Annotated in this window: 13 protein-coding genes; 11 read left to right on the forward strand and 2 right to left on the reverse strand. The window is 65.2% G+C overall.

The annotated features are described in order from the left end of the window. The first annotated feature begins 8 nt into the window (after positions 1-8). The 7 genes from V6W80_RS24035 (at position 9) to V6W80_RS08675 (ending at position 7830) form a co-directional block, all read left to right on the forward strand. Positions 9-2312, forward strand: a complete 2304-nt coding sequence (locus tag V6W80_RS24035) for a methyl-accepting chemotaxis protein (protein ID WP_430707798.1) — start codon at positions 9-11, stop codon at positions 2310-2312. A gap of 354 nt (positions 2313-2666) precedes the next feature. Further along, positions 2667-4328, forward strand: a complete 1662-nt coding sequence (locus V6W80_RS08650; protein WP_338546617.1) for a methyl-accepting chemotaxis protein — start codon at positions 2667-2669, stop codon at positions 4326-4328. Then, positions 4328-4810 (forward strand): chemotaxis protein CheW, encoded by a 483-nt coding sequence (locus V6W80_RS08655; RefSeq protein WP_160923070.1) that lies wholly within the window; start codon positions 4328-4330, stop codon positions 4808-4810. The genes V6W80_RS08650 and V6W80_RS08655 overlap by 1 nt, the downstream gene beginning before the upstream one ends. A 2-nt stretch (positions 4811-4812) precedes the next feature. Further along, positions 4813-5625 (forward strand): CheR family methyltransferase, encoded by an 813-nt coding sequence (locus V6W80_RS08660; RefSeq protein ID WP_064307176.1) that lies wholly within the window; start codon positions 4813-4815, stop codon positions 5623-5625. Between the two features lie 11 nt (positions 5626-5636). After that, on the forward strand, positions 5637-6134 hold the full coding sequence (locus V6W80_RS08665; RefSeq protein ID WP_231356310.1) for a chemotaxis protein CheD: 498 nt from the start codon (positions 5637-5639) through the stop codon (positions 6132-6134). Further along, the gene (locus V6W80_RS08670) at positions 6134-7201 is read left to right on the forward strand and encodes a protein-glutamate methylesterase/protein-glutamine glutaminase (RefSeq protein ID WP_017642761.1); all 1068 of its coding nucleotides are present in this window, start codon (positions 6134-6136) and stop codon (positions 7199-7201) included. The genes V6W80_RS08665 and V6W80_RS08670 overlap by 1 nt, the downstream gene beginning before the upstream one ends. A gap of 53 nt (positions 7202-7254) precedes the next feature. Continuing rightward, positions 7255-7830: a DUF1349 domain-containing protein gene (locus tag V6W80_RS08675; RefSeq protein WP_338546619.1), complete on the forward strand. Its 576-nt coding sequence runs from the start codon at positions 7255-7257 to the stop codon at positions 7828-7830. A 153-nt stretch (positions 7831-7983) separates the two neighbouring features. On the opposite strand, the gene V6W80_RS08680 is transcribed toward V6W80_RS08675, so the two are convergent. Next, complete coding sequence (locus V6W80_RS08680; protein WP_338546621.1) at positions 7984-8454, reverse strand: MaoC family dehydratase; 471 nt, start codon at positions 8452-8454, stop codon at positions 7984-7986. A 259-nt stretch (positions 8455-8713) separates the two neighbouring features. On the opposite strand from V6W80_RS08680, the gene V6W80_RS08685 reads away from it, so the two are divergent. From V6W80_RS08685 to hrpA, 3 genes are all read left to right on the forward strand, one after another. Beyond that, complete coding sequence (locus tag V6W80_RS08685; RefSeq protein WP_017642764.1) at positions 8714-10393, forward strand: long-chain fatty acid--CoA ligase; 1680 nt, start codon at positions 8714-8716, stop codon at positions 10391-10393. A 152-nt stretch (positions 10394-10545) separates the two neighbouring features. After that, positions 10546-11325, forward strand: coding sequence for an SGNH/GDSL hydrolase family protein (locus V6W80_RS08690; protein WP_160923073.1), 780 nt, complete (start codon positions 10546-10548; stop codon positions 11323-11325). Between the two features lie 286 nt (positions 11326-11611). After that, complete coding sequence (gene hrpA / locus V6W80_RS08695) at positions 11612-15637, forward strand: ATP-dependent RNA helicase HrpA (RefSeq protein WP_338546623.1); 4026 nt, start codon at positions 11612-11614, stop codon at positions 15635-15637. A 269-nt stretch (positions 15638-15906) separates the two neighbouring features. Here hrpA and V6W80_RS08700 read toward each other — a convergent pair whose 3' ends face one another. Then, on the reverse strand, positions 15907-16740 hold the full coding sequence (locus tag V6W80_RS08700; RefSeq protein WP_338546625.1) for a DUF1206 domain-containing protein: 834 nt from the start codon (positions 16738-16740) through the stop codon (positions 15907-15909). A 139-nt stretch (positions 16741-16879) separates the two neighbouring features. Between V6W80_RS08700 and V6W80_RS08705 the strand changes: the two genes are divergently transcribed. Then, complete coding sequence (locus V6W80_RS08705) at positions 16880-17353, forward strand: GreA/GreB family elongation factor (protein ID WP_026084046.1); 474 nt, start codon at positions 16880-16882, stop codon at positions 17351-17353. The last annotated feature ends 165 nt before the right edge of the window (positions 17354-17518 follow it).

Raw genomic sequence — 17518 nt, forward strand, 5'->3', positions numbered from 1 at the left:
AGCGCAACATGCAGTTGATGTTCTCGCTACGGACTCGAGTGGTGTGGTCGGTACTGAGCATGGCCGTAGCCCTGCTTCTGGTAGTGGGGGCGGCCTGTTATCAGCTGAAAGCTTTGGGTGGCCCAGGTGTCGGTTCGGCCCAGTGGCTGGTGGGCGTACTGGGCCTGGCTGCCCTGGGCGTAGTGGTCCTCGGTGGCGGGTTCATCATGCGCACCTTGCAGCGTCAGCTTGGCGCCGATCCGCGGGTTGCCGCCCAGGTGGTGGCACAGCTCGCGCGTGGTGAGTTTCCACGCCAGTTGCCGTTGCGCGAAGGGGATACCCAGAGCCTGTTGGCGCAACTGGCCGGGCTGGTGGCGACCCTGCGCGAAGTGGATGCCGAGTGGGGACGCATCAACACGGAGCAGGCGCGAGGTCACCTAGACGGTCGCTCCAATGCCAGGGCGTTTCCGGGTTGCTATCGCGACTGGTTGGAGCAGTACGCTGGCACGCTGCAACTGCAGCAGGACGAGCAAAGACGTGCCATGGCCTGCGTCAGCGCGATCGCCGCTGGCGATTTCACGGCGAAGCTCGATCCCTATCCCGGGCAGAAGGGCTTCATCAACGCCAGTGTCGAAGAACTGCGCGGCAGTCTGCAGACCCTGCAGGGCGAATTGCAGCGGATGTCCCACGAGCATGCCATCGGCGATATCGAGGTTTGCATCGAAGCCCAGGGCCTGCAGGGCGCCTTTGCCGAGATGGCCAGCGGTATCAACGCGCTGGTCGACAGTCATATCCAGGTCAAGAAGAAGGCCATGGCCTGCGTCAAGGCCTTTGGCGAGGGCGACCTGACGGCGCCGCTGGAGGCCTTCCCGGGCAAGAAAGCCTTCATCAACGCCCACATCGAGCAGCTGCGGGGCAATCTGCAGGGGTTGATGGCGGAGATGCAGCGGATGTCCCAAGAGCATGATGCCGGCGACATCGACGTCAGTATCGACGCCGAACGCTTCCAGGGCTCCTATCGCGAAATCGCCGCTGGCATCAATGCCATGGTCGCCGGTCATATCGCGGTGAAGAAGAAGGCCATGGCCTGCATCAAGGCCTTCGGCGAAGGCGATCTCTCGGCGCCGCTGGAGCGCTTCCCCGGCAAGAAGGCCTTCATCAACGACAACGTCGAACAGGTTCGGATCAATATCCAGCGTCTGATCGATGACGCCCAGCACCTCAGCGAGGCGGCCATGGCCGGTCGCCTCGATACGCGCGCCGATGTCAGCCTGCATCAGGGCGATTTCCGTCGAATCGTCGCTGGCATCAACGGTACCTTGGACGCCATTGTCGCCCCGGTGAACGAGGCCATGGGCGTGATGGCCAGGCTAGCGGAGGGGGATCTGAGTCGTACCGTTCAGGGCGACTACCAGGGCCAGTTGCTGGAGCTGAAGAATTCCATCAACGGCACCGTCGACAAGCTCAACCAGATCATCGGAGAGGTGCGGTTGTCGGCCGATGCCCTGGCGAGTGCCTCGGAGGAGATCTCCGCCACCGCTCAGAGCATGAGCCAGGCCAGCACCGAGCAGGCGGCATCCGTGGAAGAAGCCAGTGCCAGCATCGAAGAGATGTCGGCGTCCATCGCGCAGAATTCGGAAAATGCGAAGGTTACCGACGGCATGGCCGGTAAGGCGGCCCAGGAGGCGCAAGAGGGTGGTGCTGCGGTCCGTGATACCACCGTGGCGATGAAGACCATCGCCGACCGGATCGGTATTGTCGACGACATCGCCTACCAGACCAATCTGCTGGCGCTCAACGCGGCCATCGAGGCGGCGCGGGCCGGGGAGCACGGTCGTGGCTTCGCGGTGGTGGCCGCCGAGGTGCGCAAGTTGGCCGAGCGCAGCCAGGTGGCGGCCCAGGAAATTGGTGCCGTGGCCAAGAACAGCGTGGCCTTGGCCGAACGCGCCGGCACCCTGCTGGATCAGATCGTCCCTTCCATCACCAAGACCTCGGGCCTGGTACAGGAGATCGCCGCGGCCAGCGACGAACAGAGCGGCGGGGCAGGGCAGATCAACGCTGCCATGCTGCAACTCAATCAGATCACCCAGCAGAATGCCTCGGCGTCGGAAGAGCTGGCGGCCACGGCCGAAGAGATGAGCGGCCAGGCCGAACAGCTGCAACGACTCATGAACTTCTTCCATACCGGAAAGGGGCGCGCCATGCGCGATCTGGATCGCGCGCTGGAACACGTCCGGCCGTCGTTGCCGAGGTCCCATCATCCGCTAGCGTCCGGTCGTGGCGAGACGGCGAACGCTCGCTTTCCAGAAGGTTTCACACGCTTCGGTGAATAGCGCCTAGGCGCCATGCCGTGGCCTGGCTGAACAGCCATCGGCTGGCGCCGCTGCGCCGGCTGACGCGCCCCTTGGCGGTAATGCCACCGATTGATCGGCTGGCTAGGTCGCCGTGCTAACCGAATGGACGGCTGCGGACCAGGGGTAACGCTTCGTTTCCTTGTGGAAAGGAAGTGGCACACACGCCAGCCAGGCTAGGCCTTGGTATTGCTGAGTCGCGCTGCAAAGGCCCTGTCGAGCAACGGATGAGGCGCATTCCAGAGCGGACACGCGGTAAGTGCTAGATAGCAGAACGGTTAAAGAAGGCCAGGGCTAGGCCGAAGAACTAGGCAGTAACCATTAGGAAGTCATTCCATGCTGAACAAGATGCGTGTTTCGACCAAATTGATGCTGGGCTTCGGCGCCGCCATCCTCATGCTGCTGCTGACCATCGGCGTGGCGCTGCTGAACATGGGGACGATGAGGGACGCCGCTGACTCCATGTCGCAGTATCGCTTTCCCATGACGGTGCAGGCCAACACCCTGGCCCGCAACACCCTGGATTCCGGCCGCCAGATGCGTAACCTGCTGCTGCAGGACGGCGCTGACCAGCGTGCCAAGACCCTCGACGAGATCAAGCGGATTCGCACCGAGAACGGCGACATCCTCACCGACCTGGGCAAGAAGATCCAGAGCGACGAAGGCAAGCAGAAGCTCAAGGCCGTGCTGGAAAGCCGCCAGCGCCTGCAGGACAAGTACAGCGAATTCTTCCGCCTGCTGGACGTCGACCATGGGCAGGCGCGTGACTATCTGCTCAACGTCTTCGCCCCCAACAACAACGAGCTGGTCACCGCGGTCAATCAGCTCAATGACCTCCAGGCCCAGCGCATGATCGAGTCCGGCGAAGCCGCGACCGCCGCCTATGTGGACGCCCGCAACCTGATGATCGTCCTGGGTGCCGTGGCGCTGCTGATGTCGGTCGCCATGGGCTACCTGATCGCCCGCAGCCTCATCCGCCAGCTGGGCGGCGAGCCGGCCTATGCCGCCGATGTGGTCAGTCGGGTCGCCCGCGGCGATCTGAGCGTCGTGGTGGAGACCCGCGAGGGCGATACCACCAGCATGCTGGCGGCCATCCGCGGCATGACCGAACGCCTCGGGCAGATCATCGGCGAGGTACGCGGCAACGCCGATTCCCTGGCCAGTGCCTCCGAAGAGGTCTCGGCCACCGCCCAGAGCATGAGCCAGGCCAGCACCGAGCAGGCTGCCTCGGTCGAGGAGACCAGTGCCAGCATCGAGCAGATGTCGGCCTCCATCGCCCAGAACACCGAGAACGCCCGGGTCACCGACGGCATGGCCGGCAAGGCCGCGCGGGAAGCGGGCGAGGGTGGCGAGGCGGTGCGCGATACCCTGGTGGCGATGAAGACCATCGCCGACAAGATCGGCATCGTCGACGCCATCGCCTACCAGACCAACTTGCTGGCGCTCAACGCCGCCATCGAAGCGGCCCGCGCCGGCGAGCACGGCAAGGGCTTCGCGGTGGTGGCGGCCGAGGTGCGCAAGCTGGCCGAACGCAGCCAGGTGGCCGCCCAGGAGATCGGTGAGGTCGCCAAGAACAGCGTCGCCCTGGCCGAGCGTGCCGGTACTCTGCTCAGCGAGATGGTCCCCTCGATCAACAAGACCTCGGATCTGGTGCAGGAGATCACCGCTGCTTCCGAAGAGCAGAGCGCCGGGGTCGATCAGATCAACAGCGCCATGCTGCAACTGAGCCAGCTCACCCAGCAGAACGCCTCGGCGTCGGAAGAGCTGGCGGCCACCTCAGAGGAGATGAGCGGCCAGGCCGAGCAACTGCAGCAACTGATGGAATTCTTCACCCTGGGCAATGCCCTGCCGGGCGTCAACGCGGGCCTGTCCCCGAATACCGGCTCGAGCCAGGGCAAGGCCAAGCGCAAGGCATCCGCCTTCCGCTCCGCGCCCTTGACCGTTGCCACCCGGGGCAAGGCCCCGGTCGGCTTCGCCCACTTCGAGGAGAGTGTCTGATGAGTAGTGCAGATCTGCCCCGGCAATTTCTTACCTTCCAGCTGGGCGGCGACATGTACGCGGTGGGCACCGGTTGCGTGCGCGAGATCATCGAGTACGGCGCGGTGACCAGCGTACCCATGCTGCCGCCATCGATCCGTGGGGTGATCAACCTGCGCGGCGCCGCGGTACCGGTGATGGACCTCGGCGTGCGTTTTCATGGCCAGCCCACCGAGGTGACCCGGCGCAGCTGCATCGTGGTGCTGGAGGTGCAGGGCGGGCAGCGCACCCAGGTGCTGGGGGTGGTGGTGGATGCCGTCAGCGAGGTGCTGGAAATCGGCGCGGATGCCATCGAGCCGGCGCCGGATTTCGGCGCTCGGGTGCGCACCGATTTCATCCTCGGCATGGCCAAGCAGGGCGACGGCTTCGTCATCCTGCTCAACATCGAGCGCGTGCTCGGTGAGGACGACTACCAGCAGCTCGCTGCCATTCCGGCTGCCTGAGCATGAGCGTGTCCGAGGCCCTCGCGCTCACCGATGCCGAGTTCCAGCAATTCCGCTCCCTCATCTTCAAGGTCGCGGGCATCAGCATGTCCGATGCCAAGAAGCCGCTGGTGGGTGGACGGCTGGCCAAGCGCATCCGCCTGCGCCAGCTGCCCAGCTACGGCGCCTACTTCCGCCTGATCCAACAGGATCGGGGGGAATTCCAGATGGCGGTGGATCTGCTCACTACCAACGAGACCTATTTTTTCCGCGAGCCGAAGCATTTCGACTTCCTGCGCAACCAGGTGCTGCCGAACTGGAAGGGCAGCCAGCCGTTTCGCCTGTGGAGCGGTGCCTGTTCCTCCGGCGAAGAGCCCTACACCCTGGCCATGACCCTGGCCGAAGGTCTCGGTGACAAGCCCTGGGAGATGCTCGCCTCTGACCTCAGCACGCGCGTGCTGGAGAAGGCCCGCCTGGGTCAGTATCCGTTGGAGGAGGCCGAGGGCATTCCCGCGGCGCTGCTGCGGCGTTACTGCTTCAAGGGCGTGGGTAACAACGCCGGCATCTTCCTGGTCGATCCGGCACTGGCGGCGCGCATCTCCTTCATGCAGATCAACCTCAATACCCGGTTGCCGGAGGTGGGCAAATTCGACGTCATCTTTCTGCGTAACGTGATGATCTATTTCGATCTGCCCACCAAGCGCCAGGTCGTCGAACGGCTGGTCCGCCATCTGCGTCCGGGTGGCTATTTCTTCATCAGCCATTCGGAAACCCTCAATGGCGTGACCGAGGCCTTGCGCATGGTGTCGCCTTCCATCTATCAGCGGCCGATCTGAGCACCGTGGCGGTGGGCGAACGCTTCCTCACCCCCGGCGACTGGTATTTCGGTCGTGGCGATCTGCAACTGCGGACGGTACTGGGCTCTTGCGTGTCCTTCGTCTTCTGGCACCCGGGTGATCGGTTGGGGGGCATGACCCACTCCCTGCTGCCCAGTCGGCTGGGTGGCGCCAAGACCACCCGGCGCGACGGCCATTACATCGACGATGCCCTCTATCTGATCCTCAGGGCCATGGCGCGCCATGGCAGCGATCCACGCGGGTATCGCATTCACCTCTATGGCGGTGGCTCCATGTTCCCCGGAGTGCCGAGCACGCCGGCGGCGTCCATCGGGCAGCGCAACGTGGAGGCCGCGCGCGCCTTGCTGGCCGCCTATGGTCTAAGGTGCGACAAGACCCATGTCGAAGGCATCGGGCACCGCAAGTTGATCCTCGATCTGCGCACGGGCGCTGTCTCTCTCCAGCAGGCGACCCTGAGCGCAAATCCCTCCTCTCCGGACTACCCCTAATGAATAAGATCAAGGTTCTCATCGTCGACGATTCAGCCGTGGTGCGTCAGGTGCTGGCACAGAGCCTGGCCTTGGATCCGGGCATCGAGGTGGTCGGCGTAGCGGCCGATCCGGTGTTCGCCATGGACAAGATGCGCAAGCAATGGCCGGACGTCCTGGTGCTGGACGTGGAGATGCCGCGCATGGACGGCATCACCTTTCTCAAGAAGCTGATGTCCGAGCGGCCGACCCCGGTGGTGATCTGCTCCACCCTCACCGAGAAGGGCGCTGCCACCACCCTGCAGGCCATGGCGGCCGGCGCGGTTAGCATCGTCACCAAGCCCCAGGCCAATCTCAAGCAATTCCTCCAGGGCTCGACCGAAGACCTGGTGCATGCCATCAAGGCGGCAGCCCGCGCCAATCTCAAGCGCCTGGCGCCGCGGGCGGCGCCCGTGGTGGCAGCGCCCAAGCTCAGCGCCGATGTCATCCTACCCGCCGGTGGCACGGCCATGGCCCGGACCACCGAGCGGCTGGTGGCGCTGGGCACCTCCACCGGGGGTACCCAGGCGCTGGAAGCCGTGCTCACCTCCCTGCCGCGGGTCTGTCCCGGCATCGTCGTCGTGCAGCATATGCCCGAGCGTTTCACCGCCGCCTTCGCCGAGCGCCTGGATCGCCTCTGCGACCTTGAGGTCCGCGAAGCGCGGCACGGTGATCGCGTCACCCCGGGACGGGTGCTCATCGCCCCGGGTGGCCGGCACATGTTGCTCAAGCGCAGTGGTGCCCAGTACCACGTGGACGTGGTCGATGGCCCGCCGGTGAGCCGCCACCGACCTTCGGTGGATGTACTGTTCCGCTCGGTGGCGCGGGCGGCCGGCAGCAACGCCCTCGGCATCATCATGACCGGCATGGGCGACGACGGAGCCCGTGGCCTCAAGGAACTACGCGAAGCCGGCGGCCGTACCCTCGGCCAGGACGAAGACAGCTGCGTGGTCTACGGCATGCCCAAGGAGGCCATGAAACTCGGCGCCGTGGAGCAGGAAATCGGTCTCAACCAGATCGCCGCCGCCATCCTCAAAGGCGGCGCCTAGACGAACTTGCGGGGCAGCCCGGACTCCAAGCGCGAGCACGCGAGGAGAGCCCCATGTTCGACATCTGCCAATGGATCAATGAACCTGAGACCTGGCTGGCCGAGCCCGAGCGGCTCCGGGTCATCACCGATCGCCACAGTGACTTCTGGCGTCAGACCCACGACGGCGCCGAGCGCCACAGCGGCCACTTCTTCGGCGCCCGGGTCACCAGTGGTTTCACCGCGCAGGTGCGGGTCGCGGCGCGCTGCAAGAACCAGGGCGATCATGCCGGGCTTATGGTGCGGATCGACGAGCAGCAGTGGCTGCGCGCTGGCATCGGCTACTTCGACGACACGCCGCAACTGCTCAGCGTCCTGACCCAGGGCCGTTCGGATCTGGCCGTGGGCGCAGCGTTGGGCGAGCGGGAAGAGGTGTGGCTGAGGGTCACCCTGACCCAGGGTAGCCTGCGGGTGCAGGCCTCGCTGGACGGTCAGCGCTGGCCGCTGCTGCGCCTGGCCAGCTTGCCAGCCGCCGCGGAATACCGGGTCGGTCCGGTCTGTGGCACCCCGGAGCGGGGCGGCATGGAAGTGGCGTTCAGCGAGTTCAGTCTGCAAGCCCCGCTGCAACGCGGCCTGACCGATCTGAGTTGAGGTGGTGTTGCTAAACTATGTTTTACGATCTAGCGAGCTAGAGCCAAACAAGGCGAAAACGCCTGAGGAAGCGGAGTTTACAAATAGTAAATGAGCATTCCGAAGGCGTTTTTAACGCAGTTAGGCCGACGCGCAGCAGATCGTGACCGAACATCAGCCGACGGTGACGGGGGGCAGTTCTACCTGCTGCACCTGCACCGCCTTGCGCGGCGCGACCACCTTGGCGACGCCATCGACGACCTTGTCACCGTGTTGGTTGAACACGCGGGTGGCCAGGTTCACGCGAAACTTCGGCAGCTTTTCCAGCACCTCGATTTCCACCGTCAGGGTATCGCCCAGCTTGACCGGCTTTTCGAAGGTCATGGTCTGGTCGACATAAAGAGTGCCTGGGCCCGGCAGGTTGCAGGCCACCGCGGCGCTGATCAGGGCGCCACTGAGCATGCCGTGGGCGATGGGCTCGCGAAACAGCGTCTTGGCGGCGAAGTTGGCATCCAGGTGCAACGGGTTGCAGTCCCCGGAGAGGGCGGCGAACAGCAGCACGTCGCGCTGCTCGATGGTGCGGGTCACGGTCACCTTTTGGCCGATCTCGAGGGCTTCATAAGGGATGTTTTCGGTCAGGCTCATGAGGCGCTCCGGCAGCTGTGGCAAGGCGGCAGACGCCGCGAAGCCGGGCATTCTACCCAGGCTGGTCGTCTGAGGCTAATCGACGCCCGGAAAAGCCGATAGAGAAGGTGACCATAAATGACTTTATGGTCATTAGGTGACGTTCAGGGCGGATATTGATGCTGTTGCGGGCAGGGCAAAGCTGCTAGGCTCGCAGGGCCGGTTCAGCGCTGATCACGGCACGCCAACGAACAATAACCATAGAGCGGGAGCGGGCTGCATGATGCCGAATTTCTGGAGTGACAAATATCCCGAGGGCATCCAGACAGACATAGACCTGGACCGTTATCGCAACGTCCTGGCGGTATTCCGCGAGGCCTGCCAGACCTACGCCGAGCGCCCGGCGTTCAGCAATCTCGGGCGGACGCTGAGCTACCGCGAACTCTATGAGCTGTCCGGTCAGTTCGCTGCCTACCTGCAGAAGCACACCGACCTGCAACCCGGCGATCGCATCGCCGTGCAGATGCCCAATGTGCTGCAGTACCCGGTGGTGGTGTTTGGCGCCATGCGCGCCGGCCTGGTGGTGGTCAACACCAACCCGCTGTACACCGCCCGTGAGATGCAGCACCAGTTCAAGGATTCCGGCGCCCGGGCGCTGGTGTGCCTGGCCAACATGGCGCACCTGGCCGAACAGGTGCTGCCGCAGACCGACATCCGGCACGTCATCATCACCGAGGTCGGCGACCTGCTGCCGACCTTCAAGCGCCTGCTGGTGAACGCCGTGGTCCGCCACGTCAAGAAGATGGTGCCGGCCTATCGCATTCCCCATTCCATCCGCTTCGTCGATGCCATGACCAAGGGCGAGCACGTCGATTTCGTCGACGCCGACCCGGCGGCGGAGGATGTCGCCGTGCTGCAGTACACCGGCGGCACCACCGGCATCGCCAAGGGCGCCATGCTGACCCACCGCAATCTCGTGGCCAACATGCTGCAGTGCCAGGTGCTGATGACCAAGTACCTGGGCGGCGGCGCTCAGGTCATGATCGCGCCGCTGCCGCTCTACCACATCTATGCCTTCACCATTCACTGCATGGCCATGCTGATCCAGGGTAACCACAACGTCCTGATCACCAATCCCCGCGACCTGCCCGCGCTGGTCAAGGAACTCAGGCAGTGGCGCTTCAACGGCTTCGTTGGTCTCAACACCCTGTTCGCCGCCCTGTGCAACAGCGAGGAGTTCCGCCAGCTGGATTTCTCCCAGCTCAAGGTGACCTTCTCCGGTGGCATGGCGCTGCAGCAGTCCGTGGCCCTGCGCTGGGAAGAGGTGACCGGCTGCGGCATCTGCGAAGGCTACGGCATGACCGAGACCAGTCCCGTGGTGAGCTTCAATCCACTGGAGCGTCGCCGGCTGGGAACCATTGGCGTACCGGTACCAGGTACCGACTGCAAGGTGGTGGATGCCGATGGCGTGGCCCTGGGCTTCGACACCCCCGGTGAACTGTGCGTCAAGGGGCCTCAGGTGATGAAGGGCTACTGGCTGCGCCCCGAGGCCACCGCCGAAGTCCTGGACGCCGAAGGCTGGCTGCGCACCGGCGATATCGCCGTCATCGAACCCGATGGCTATCTGCGCATCGTCGATCGCAAGAAGGACATGATCCTGGTGTCCGGTTTCAACGTCTATCCCAACGAACTGGAAGAGGTGCTCTCCCAGTTACCCGGGGTGCTGCAGTGCGCGGCCATCGGCATCCCCGACGAGGTGGCAGGGGAGAAGATCAAGGTGTTCGTGGTGCCCAAGCCGGGTGCATCCCTGACCACCGAGCAGGTGCTCAAGCACATGCACGACAACGTCACCGGCTATAAGCGACCCAAGCTGGTGGAATTCCGCGACAGCCTGCCAACCACCAACGTTGGCAAGATACTGCGCCGCGAACTGCGTGACGCCGAACTCAAGAAGGCGTAACAGGGCTTCACCATGTCCCCTGCGCCGCTACCTCTCGTCGACTGGTAGCGGTGTCGCCGGTTTCCAAGCATGGTTTTCGCAAGAGGTTCGGGTATAAACCGCAGGCGGCATTTTGCCGTCATCTCTTCGACCTCTCTTCTTGAGGACACACCATGCGAATTTGCGTACGCCAGGCCTTGCTGGGTCTCTTCCTGCTGGGCTCCAGCATGCTCGGCCAGGTCCAGGCGGGTGAACCCATCCGCGTCCTGTTCGTGGGCAACAGCTATACCTTCGTCAACGATCTGCCGGCGATGGTCCGTCAAATGTCCGTCGAGGCCGGTCAGCCGCGCCCGCTGGACGTCAAGCATGTGACCTTCAGCGGCGCCAGCCTTGAGGAACACTGGAAGCGCCACGACGTGCAGGACGAGCTGGCCAAGGCCAACTACGACTACGTGGTGATCCAGGATCACAGCATGATGCCGGTGAAGAATCCGGACCTCACCCGTCGGTACGTCCGCCTGATCGCCGATCTGGCGCGCAAGGACGGCGCCCAGCCGATCCTTTACCTGACCTGGGCACGGCAGAACAACCCGACCATGCAGGCGCAGCTGGACAGCGTCTACACCCCCCTCGCCAAGGAAACCGGCGCGCTGCTGGCCCCGGTGGGCCAGGCCTGGCAGAAGGCCCTGGCCGATCAGCCGCAGCCGGGGCTGTTCCTGCCCGACGGCAGCCACCCGTCCTTTACTGGCACCTACCTGACCGCTTCGGTGTTCTATGCGCTGATCTACGGCACCCGTCCGCCGCTGCCGGCCGCCGGCGAGAAGATCAAGTTCGATCATGCCGATCCGGCCGATCTGCAGCAGGATGCCTGGAAGGCGCTGCAATCCCTCGACATGGCGCTGCGCACGCCGCCGGCCGGATTGAACGTAGCCAGCGTCCAGGCCAAGCGCTGAGAGACTGCTCAAAGACTGCTGCGCGTCGGCCAAACGGCGTTGAAAGTGGCTTCGGAATGCTCATCTACTAATTGTAGACTCCGCTTCCTCAGCCACTTTCGCCTTGTTTGTCTCTAGCTCGCTAGCCTTTGAACAGCCTCTGACCCCGTGTTGCCTTTGCGCGACCAGGCGTCGCGCAAAGGCAGGCAACCCGGCGGTTTTCCGCCCGCCGTTCTTGTAAAGCCCCGCCAGACCCCCCAACTCTTTTACACTTACCGGTCCAAACGACCGCCGTCGAAAGAGTTTCATGACCGATACCCCCGCCGTTGCCCGTCTTGCCGCCAACCTGGATCAGGCCTTCAACGCCGATCGCCATCGCCTGAGACGCCAGCTCCAGGCCTTGCAGAAACAGCCCGATCCAGTCCGCGAGGCCCAGTGGCTGGAACGCTTTCAGGCCTCCTGCGCCAAGGTCGAGGCGCGGCGGGCCAGCGTGCCGCGTATCCGTTACGACGATGCCCTGCCGATCGCGGCCAAGCGCGAGGAGATCAAGCGCGCCATCGAAGGCCATCAGGTGGTGGTGATCGCCGGCGAGACCGGTTCGGGCAAGACCACCCAGTTGCCCAAGATCTGTCTGGAATTGGGCAGGGGTGTACAAGGGCTGATCGGCCACACCCAGCCCCGCCGGCTGGCGGCACGCAGCGTGGGTGCGCGGGTAGCGGAGGAGCTGGGTTCGCCGCTGGGCGAGCTGGTGGGCTATCAGGTGCGCTTCGAAGACCAGAGCACCGACGCCACCCTGATCAAGCTGATGACCGACGGCATCCTGCTGGCCGAGACCCAGCACGACCGCTTTCTCGAACGCTATGACACCCTTATCGTCGACGAGGCCCACGAGCGCAGTCTCAACATCGATTTCCTGCTGGGCTTTCTCAAGACCCTGCTGCCGCGCCGACCCGATCTCAAGCTGATCATCACCTCGGCCACCATCGACCTGGAGCGCTTCTCCCAGCATTTCGACGGCGCGCCCATCGTCGAGGTGTCCGGGCGGACCTATCCGGTGGATACCTGGTACCGCCCCCTCAGCGCCGAGGTGGACGAAGACGGCGAGCGGCTGGTGGACGACCTCTCCGTGGACCAGGGCATCCTCCAGGCCCTGGACGAGATCGAGGCCCACGAGCGCAGCGTTGGCCAGCGCCCGGGCGATGTGCTGGTGTTTCTGCCCGGCGAGCGCGAGATCCGCGATTGCGCCGAGGTGCTGCGCAAGGCCCAGCTGAAATTCACCGAGGTCTTGCCGCTCTATGCGCGGCTGACCCCGGCCGAGCAGCAGAAGATCTTCCAGCCGCGTCCCGGACGCAAGATCGTGCTGGCCACCAACGTCGCCGAGACCTCGCTGACCGTGCCGGGCATTCGCTACGTGATCGACAGCGGCACCGCGCGCATCAGTCGCTACAGCTATAGAGCCAAGGTCCAGCGGTTGCCTATCGAAGCCGTCTCCCAGGCCAGCGCCAACCAGCGCAAGGGCCGCTGCGGACGGGTCGAGCCGGGCATCTGCATTCGCCTCTACAGCGAAGAAGACTTCCTGGGACGGCCGACCTTTACCGATCCGGAGATCCTGCGCACTAACCTGGCGGCGGTGATCCTGCAGATGCTGCATCTGCGCCTGGGTCGCATCGAAGACTTCCCCTTCATCGAGCCGCCGGATGGCAAGGCCATCAAGGACGGCTTCACCCTGTTGCAGGAGCTCTCGGCGGTCGATGTCGAAGGCCGCCTGCTACCCCTGGGCCGGCAGCTGGCGCGCCTTCCCGTCGATCCGCGCCTGGGCCGCATGCTGCTGGAGGCGACGGAGCAGGGCAGTCTCGCCGAGGTGCTGATCGTCACCAGTGCCCTGTCGGTGCAGGACCCGCGCGAGCGCCCGGCCGATCGCCAGACCCAGGCCGATCAAGCCCACGCCCAGTGGAAGGACCCGGATTCGGATTTTGCCGCCCTGGTCAATCTCTGGCACGGCTTCGAGGAGCAGCGCCAGGCGCTAGGTTCCAATGCCCTGCGCAGCTGGTGCCGCAAGCACTTCCTCAACTACCTGCGGCTGCGCGAATGGCGCGATGCCCATCGCCAGCTGACCCTGCTCTGCCGCGAGCTGGGGCTCCAGGCGCGCAAGACCGAAAGTCCGGCGCCGGCACCCGCGGAGGTCGGCAACAGACCTGCGCCCACCACCGACAAGCACGTCAACGCCAAGGCTCAGCAACAGGCCGAGGCCAACGAGGCGGCGGTGCGTGCCCGCGGCTATGCGGCGCTGCACAAGGCCATTCTCGCCGGTCTGCTCAGCCAGATCGGCCAGAGGAGCGAGGATGGCGACTACCTGGGCGCGCGTCAGCGACGCTTCTGGATCCATCCCAGCAGCGTCATCGGCCGCAAGAAGCCCACCTGGATCATGGCCGCGGAGCTGGTGGAGACCACCAAACTGTTCGCCCGCATGGTGGCCAAGATCGAACCGGACTGGATCGAGCCGGTTGCGGGCCACCTGGTCAAGAAGACCCATCTTGAGCCGCACTGGGAGAAGAAGCGCGGCCAGGTGGTGGCCTATGAACAGGTCACCCTCTATGGCCTGATCGTGGTCGGCCGCCGCCCGGTGCACTTCGGCCCCATCGATCCGCCTGCTGCCCGCGAGCTGTTCATCCGCGAAGGCCTGGTGCGTGGCGAGATCAACAGCCGCGCCAAGTGCCTGGCGGCCAACCGCGCCCTGCTGGAACGCCTGGACGAGCTGGAGGCCAAGGCGCGGCGCCGTGACATCCTCGCCGACGAAGAGACGCTGTTCGACTACTATGCCGCGCGCCTGCCGGCGGACGTCTACCAGACCGCCACCTTCGACAGCTGGTATCGCCGCGAGAGCGCCAAGCAGCCCGACCTCTTGCTGATGCGCGAAGAGGACGTCCTCGCCCGCGAAGCCAGCGAGGTGACCGCCGCCCAGTACCCGGACACCCTGCGCCTGGGCGAACTGATCCTGCCGCTGTCCTACGAATTCGACCCGACCCATCCCCGCGATGGCGTCACCCTGCGGGTGCCCGCGCCGCTATTGCCACAGTTGCCACCCCAGCGCCTCGACTGGCTGGTGCCGGGGTTGCTCTATGATCGCTGCGTGGCCCTGGTGCGCAACCTGCCCAAGGCCTTGCGCAAGAACTTCGTCCCGGTTCCGGATTTCGTTCGCGCCGCCCTGGACAAGATTCCCTTCGGCGAGGGTTCGCTGCACGAAGCCCTGGGGCGTGAACTGCAGCGCATGACCGGCGCGCGCATTCCCGACGAAGCCTGGCCGGAAGCCGAAGCCGGCCTGGATCCGCATCTGCGCATGAATCTCGAAGTCGTCGATGCTCAGGGCAAGCCGCTGGGGGAAGGTCGCGATCTGGCCGAGGTGACGGCGCGCTTCGCCCAGGAAAGCCAGGCGGCCCTGGCGCTACCGACACAGAAGCGTCAGGAGCAGCGCCCGGTGGAGGCCAAGGCCTTCGCCGAGGTGGCGGCCAAGACCCAGCAGCAGGTGGCGGGGCTGTCGATGACGGTCTATCCGGCACTGGTGGACGAGCAGGGCACGGTGCGCGAAGGCCGCTTCGCCACCCAGGCCGAGGCCCGCTACCAGCACCGGCGGGCGCTGCAGCGACTGCTGCTGCAGCAACTGACGGAGCAGGCCAAGTTCCTGCGCGGCAAGTTGCCCGGCCTCACCGAGCTGGGCCTGCTGCACCGCGAACTGGGTCGTCCGGAAGCCCTGGTGGAAGACATCCTGTTGGCCAGCCTGGACGCCGCCATCCTCGCCGACGAAGCCGAGCTGCCCCGCGATGGCGCCGGCCTGGCTTCATTGGCCGAGCGACGCAAGGCGGGCTGGACCGAACAGGCCGAACGGATCGCACGCCTGACCCTGGAGATCCTCAAGCTCTGGCATGGCCTGCAGAAGAAATTCAAGGGCCGCATCGACCTGGCCCAGGCGGTGGCCCTGAACGACATCAAGGCGCAATTGGCCAGCCTGGTCTATCCCGGCTTCGTCCGGGATACGCCGCTGGAGTGGCTCAAGGAATACCCGCGCTACCTCAAGGCCATCGAGCAGCGTTTCGACAAGCTCGGCGGCCAGGTGCAGCGCGATCGCGTCTGGAGCGGCGAACTGGCCGGACTCTGGGAGCAGTATCGCGCCCGCGCCGCCAAGCATGGTCAGGAGGGCAAGCGCGACGCCAACCTGGAGCTCTATCGCTGGATGCTGGAAGAGTACCGGGTGTCGCTCTGGGCCCAGCAACTGGGGACCCGGATGCCGGTGTCGGACAAGCGCTTGAACAAGCAGTGGAGCCAGGTGGAAGCCTAGCGCGGTCATTCATCGGAGCCACCGCTGGCCCGGGTCGGACGTTGTCTTAGTGAAAGCAGGACCCAGGCCAGTTTTCGCGTCCACGGCGCCCTCGAACGCTTTCTGACCGCGGCCCGTCGCGGTTGGGTGATCCGGTTCGAGTGCGCGGGGTACGCCATACCGAGGTGGGGCGATTGCCGATTAATGGCTAGGCCGTTGCGCTGACGGCCATCAGGTTATCGTCCATCCCGCTCGGACTGGCGCGCCAGGCGTTGACGTCTGGCGCTGGTCTAGCGTGGCAATACCTGGCGCAATGACCCGCCCACATCCGGCAGGTCCATCTCGATGCGCCGCCACCAGGCTTCTGCGAAGCTGTAGCAGGCGAAGGCGATCAGGCCGAGGCCGACCACGGACAGGACCAGTCCGCCGAAGGGCAGATTTTGCAGGCCGTTTAGGGCGTCCTTCATGCCCGGCGGATGCAGCGCCTGGTAGCGCGAGCCGCTGACCACCAGCAGGACGGCAATCTCGACGAAGGCTACCCCACGGGCGATGAGGCCGAAGCGACCGATGGGGCGGATCAGCCGCAGCTGTTCCGGACTGGCTTCGAGATAGCGCTCGAAGCTGGCCTTCCAGCCCTTCACGAAATGCGCGAGGCCCACGCCCAGCGGAATCAGCGCGGCGACGTACACCAGCAGGTTGGAATAGCGCCAGCTGAGCAGCATCTGCAGAAAGTCATTGGTGTCGCCACCCGAACCACCGCCATGGCGCAGGCCGCTGACCAGCAGGCCCAGGGCGAAGAAGGCCAGGGCGCCGTAGGTGATGCCGCCTACCAGCAGGCCGGCGCGGATCACCAGGCCCTTGGGCTTGCTGCCATGGTCATCGACATCGCGGATGGCCTGGAGGATGCGCCAGGCCGCGAAGGCCACCAGGCCGACCACCACCAGGCCGACTAGGAAGTGGCCGAAGGGTTGGGCGAGCAGGGCTTCCAGGCTGTCATGGCTGTCCGCCGGCTGGCCAGAGCCCCGTGCGGCCAGTAGCGCCAGCACGCCGATGATGAGGTAGACGAGGCCACGGGCGGCATAGCCGCCGCGGGCCAGGAGGGTGAGTCCGGTACGGGTACGCATCTGTTATGTCCTGTTACATTCTGCCTTGTACTGACCGATGGGCCGCGCGCGGGTTCTGGCGGGCGGACAGGCGCACCAGGGTGCTGGCAGGATGCGGCGTTAGGCCTTAGGCTCGCACCCTTTGCCCGGCGATCGGTTCATGGACAAGGCACGACTGCTCACCCTCATTCTTCAGGCACTGGAAGCCGACCGCGACGTCATCAGCCAACAGCTGACGGCCAGTCACGAAGCGGCTACCCACAGCGAAAGCAAGGCCGAGAACAAGTACGACACTCGTGGTCTGGAGGCGGCCTATCTGGCCGACGGCCAACGCCGCCGCCTGCACGAGATCGAGCTGGCGCTGGCCGCCTACCGGGCGTTGACGCCCGTGGCCATGACCGATGGTATCCGCGTCGGTGCCCTGATCGAGCTGACCACCCCGACGGCCAGCCGCTGGCTGTTCCTTGGCCCGGATGCGGCGGGGCTCAAGGTCAGGCTGGACGGCCAGGAGGTGCTGGTGATCTCGCCCCGCGCCCCCCTGGGGCAGGTTCTGCTCGGTCGGGAGGAGGGTGATGAGGTGGCGGTGACGGTGGAGGGCAAGGTGCACCGCCAGGAGATCGTGGCGGTGCACTGAGCCTCAGGCTGCCATCAGGGATCACCGTAGGTTGGGTTGAGCGCAGCGAAGCCCAACAGAGTCCAGCCTCGGTGCATGCCCTGTTGGGCTTCGACGATGGAGCCGTTTCAGCCCAACCTACGATCCGCGCTGCCAAAGGAACACCGTAGGTTGGGTTGAGCGTTA

The organism is Pseudomonas benzopyrenica, from assembly GCF_036884265.1.
GTDB lineage: Bacteria > Pseudomonadota > Gammaproteobacteria > Pseudomonadales > Pseudomonadaceae > Chryseomonas > Chryseomonas benzopyrenica.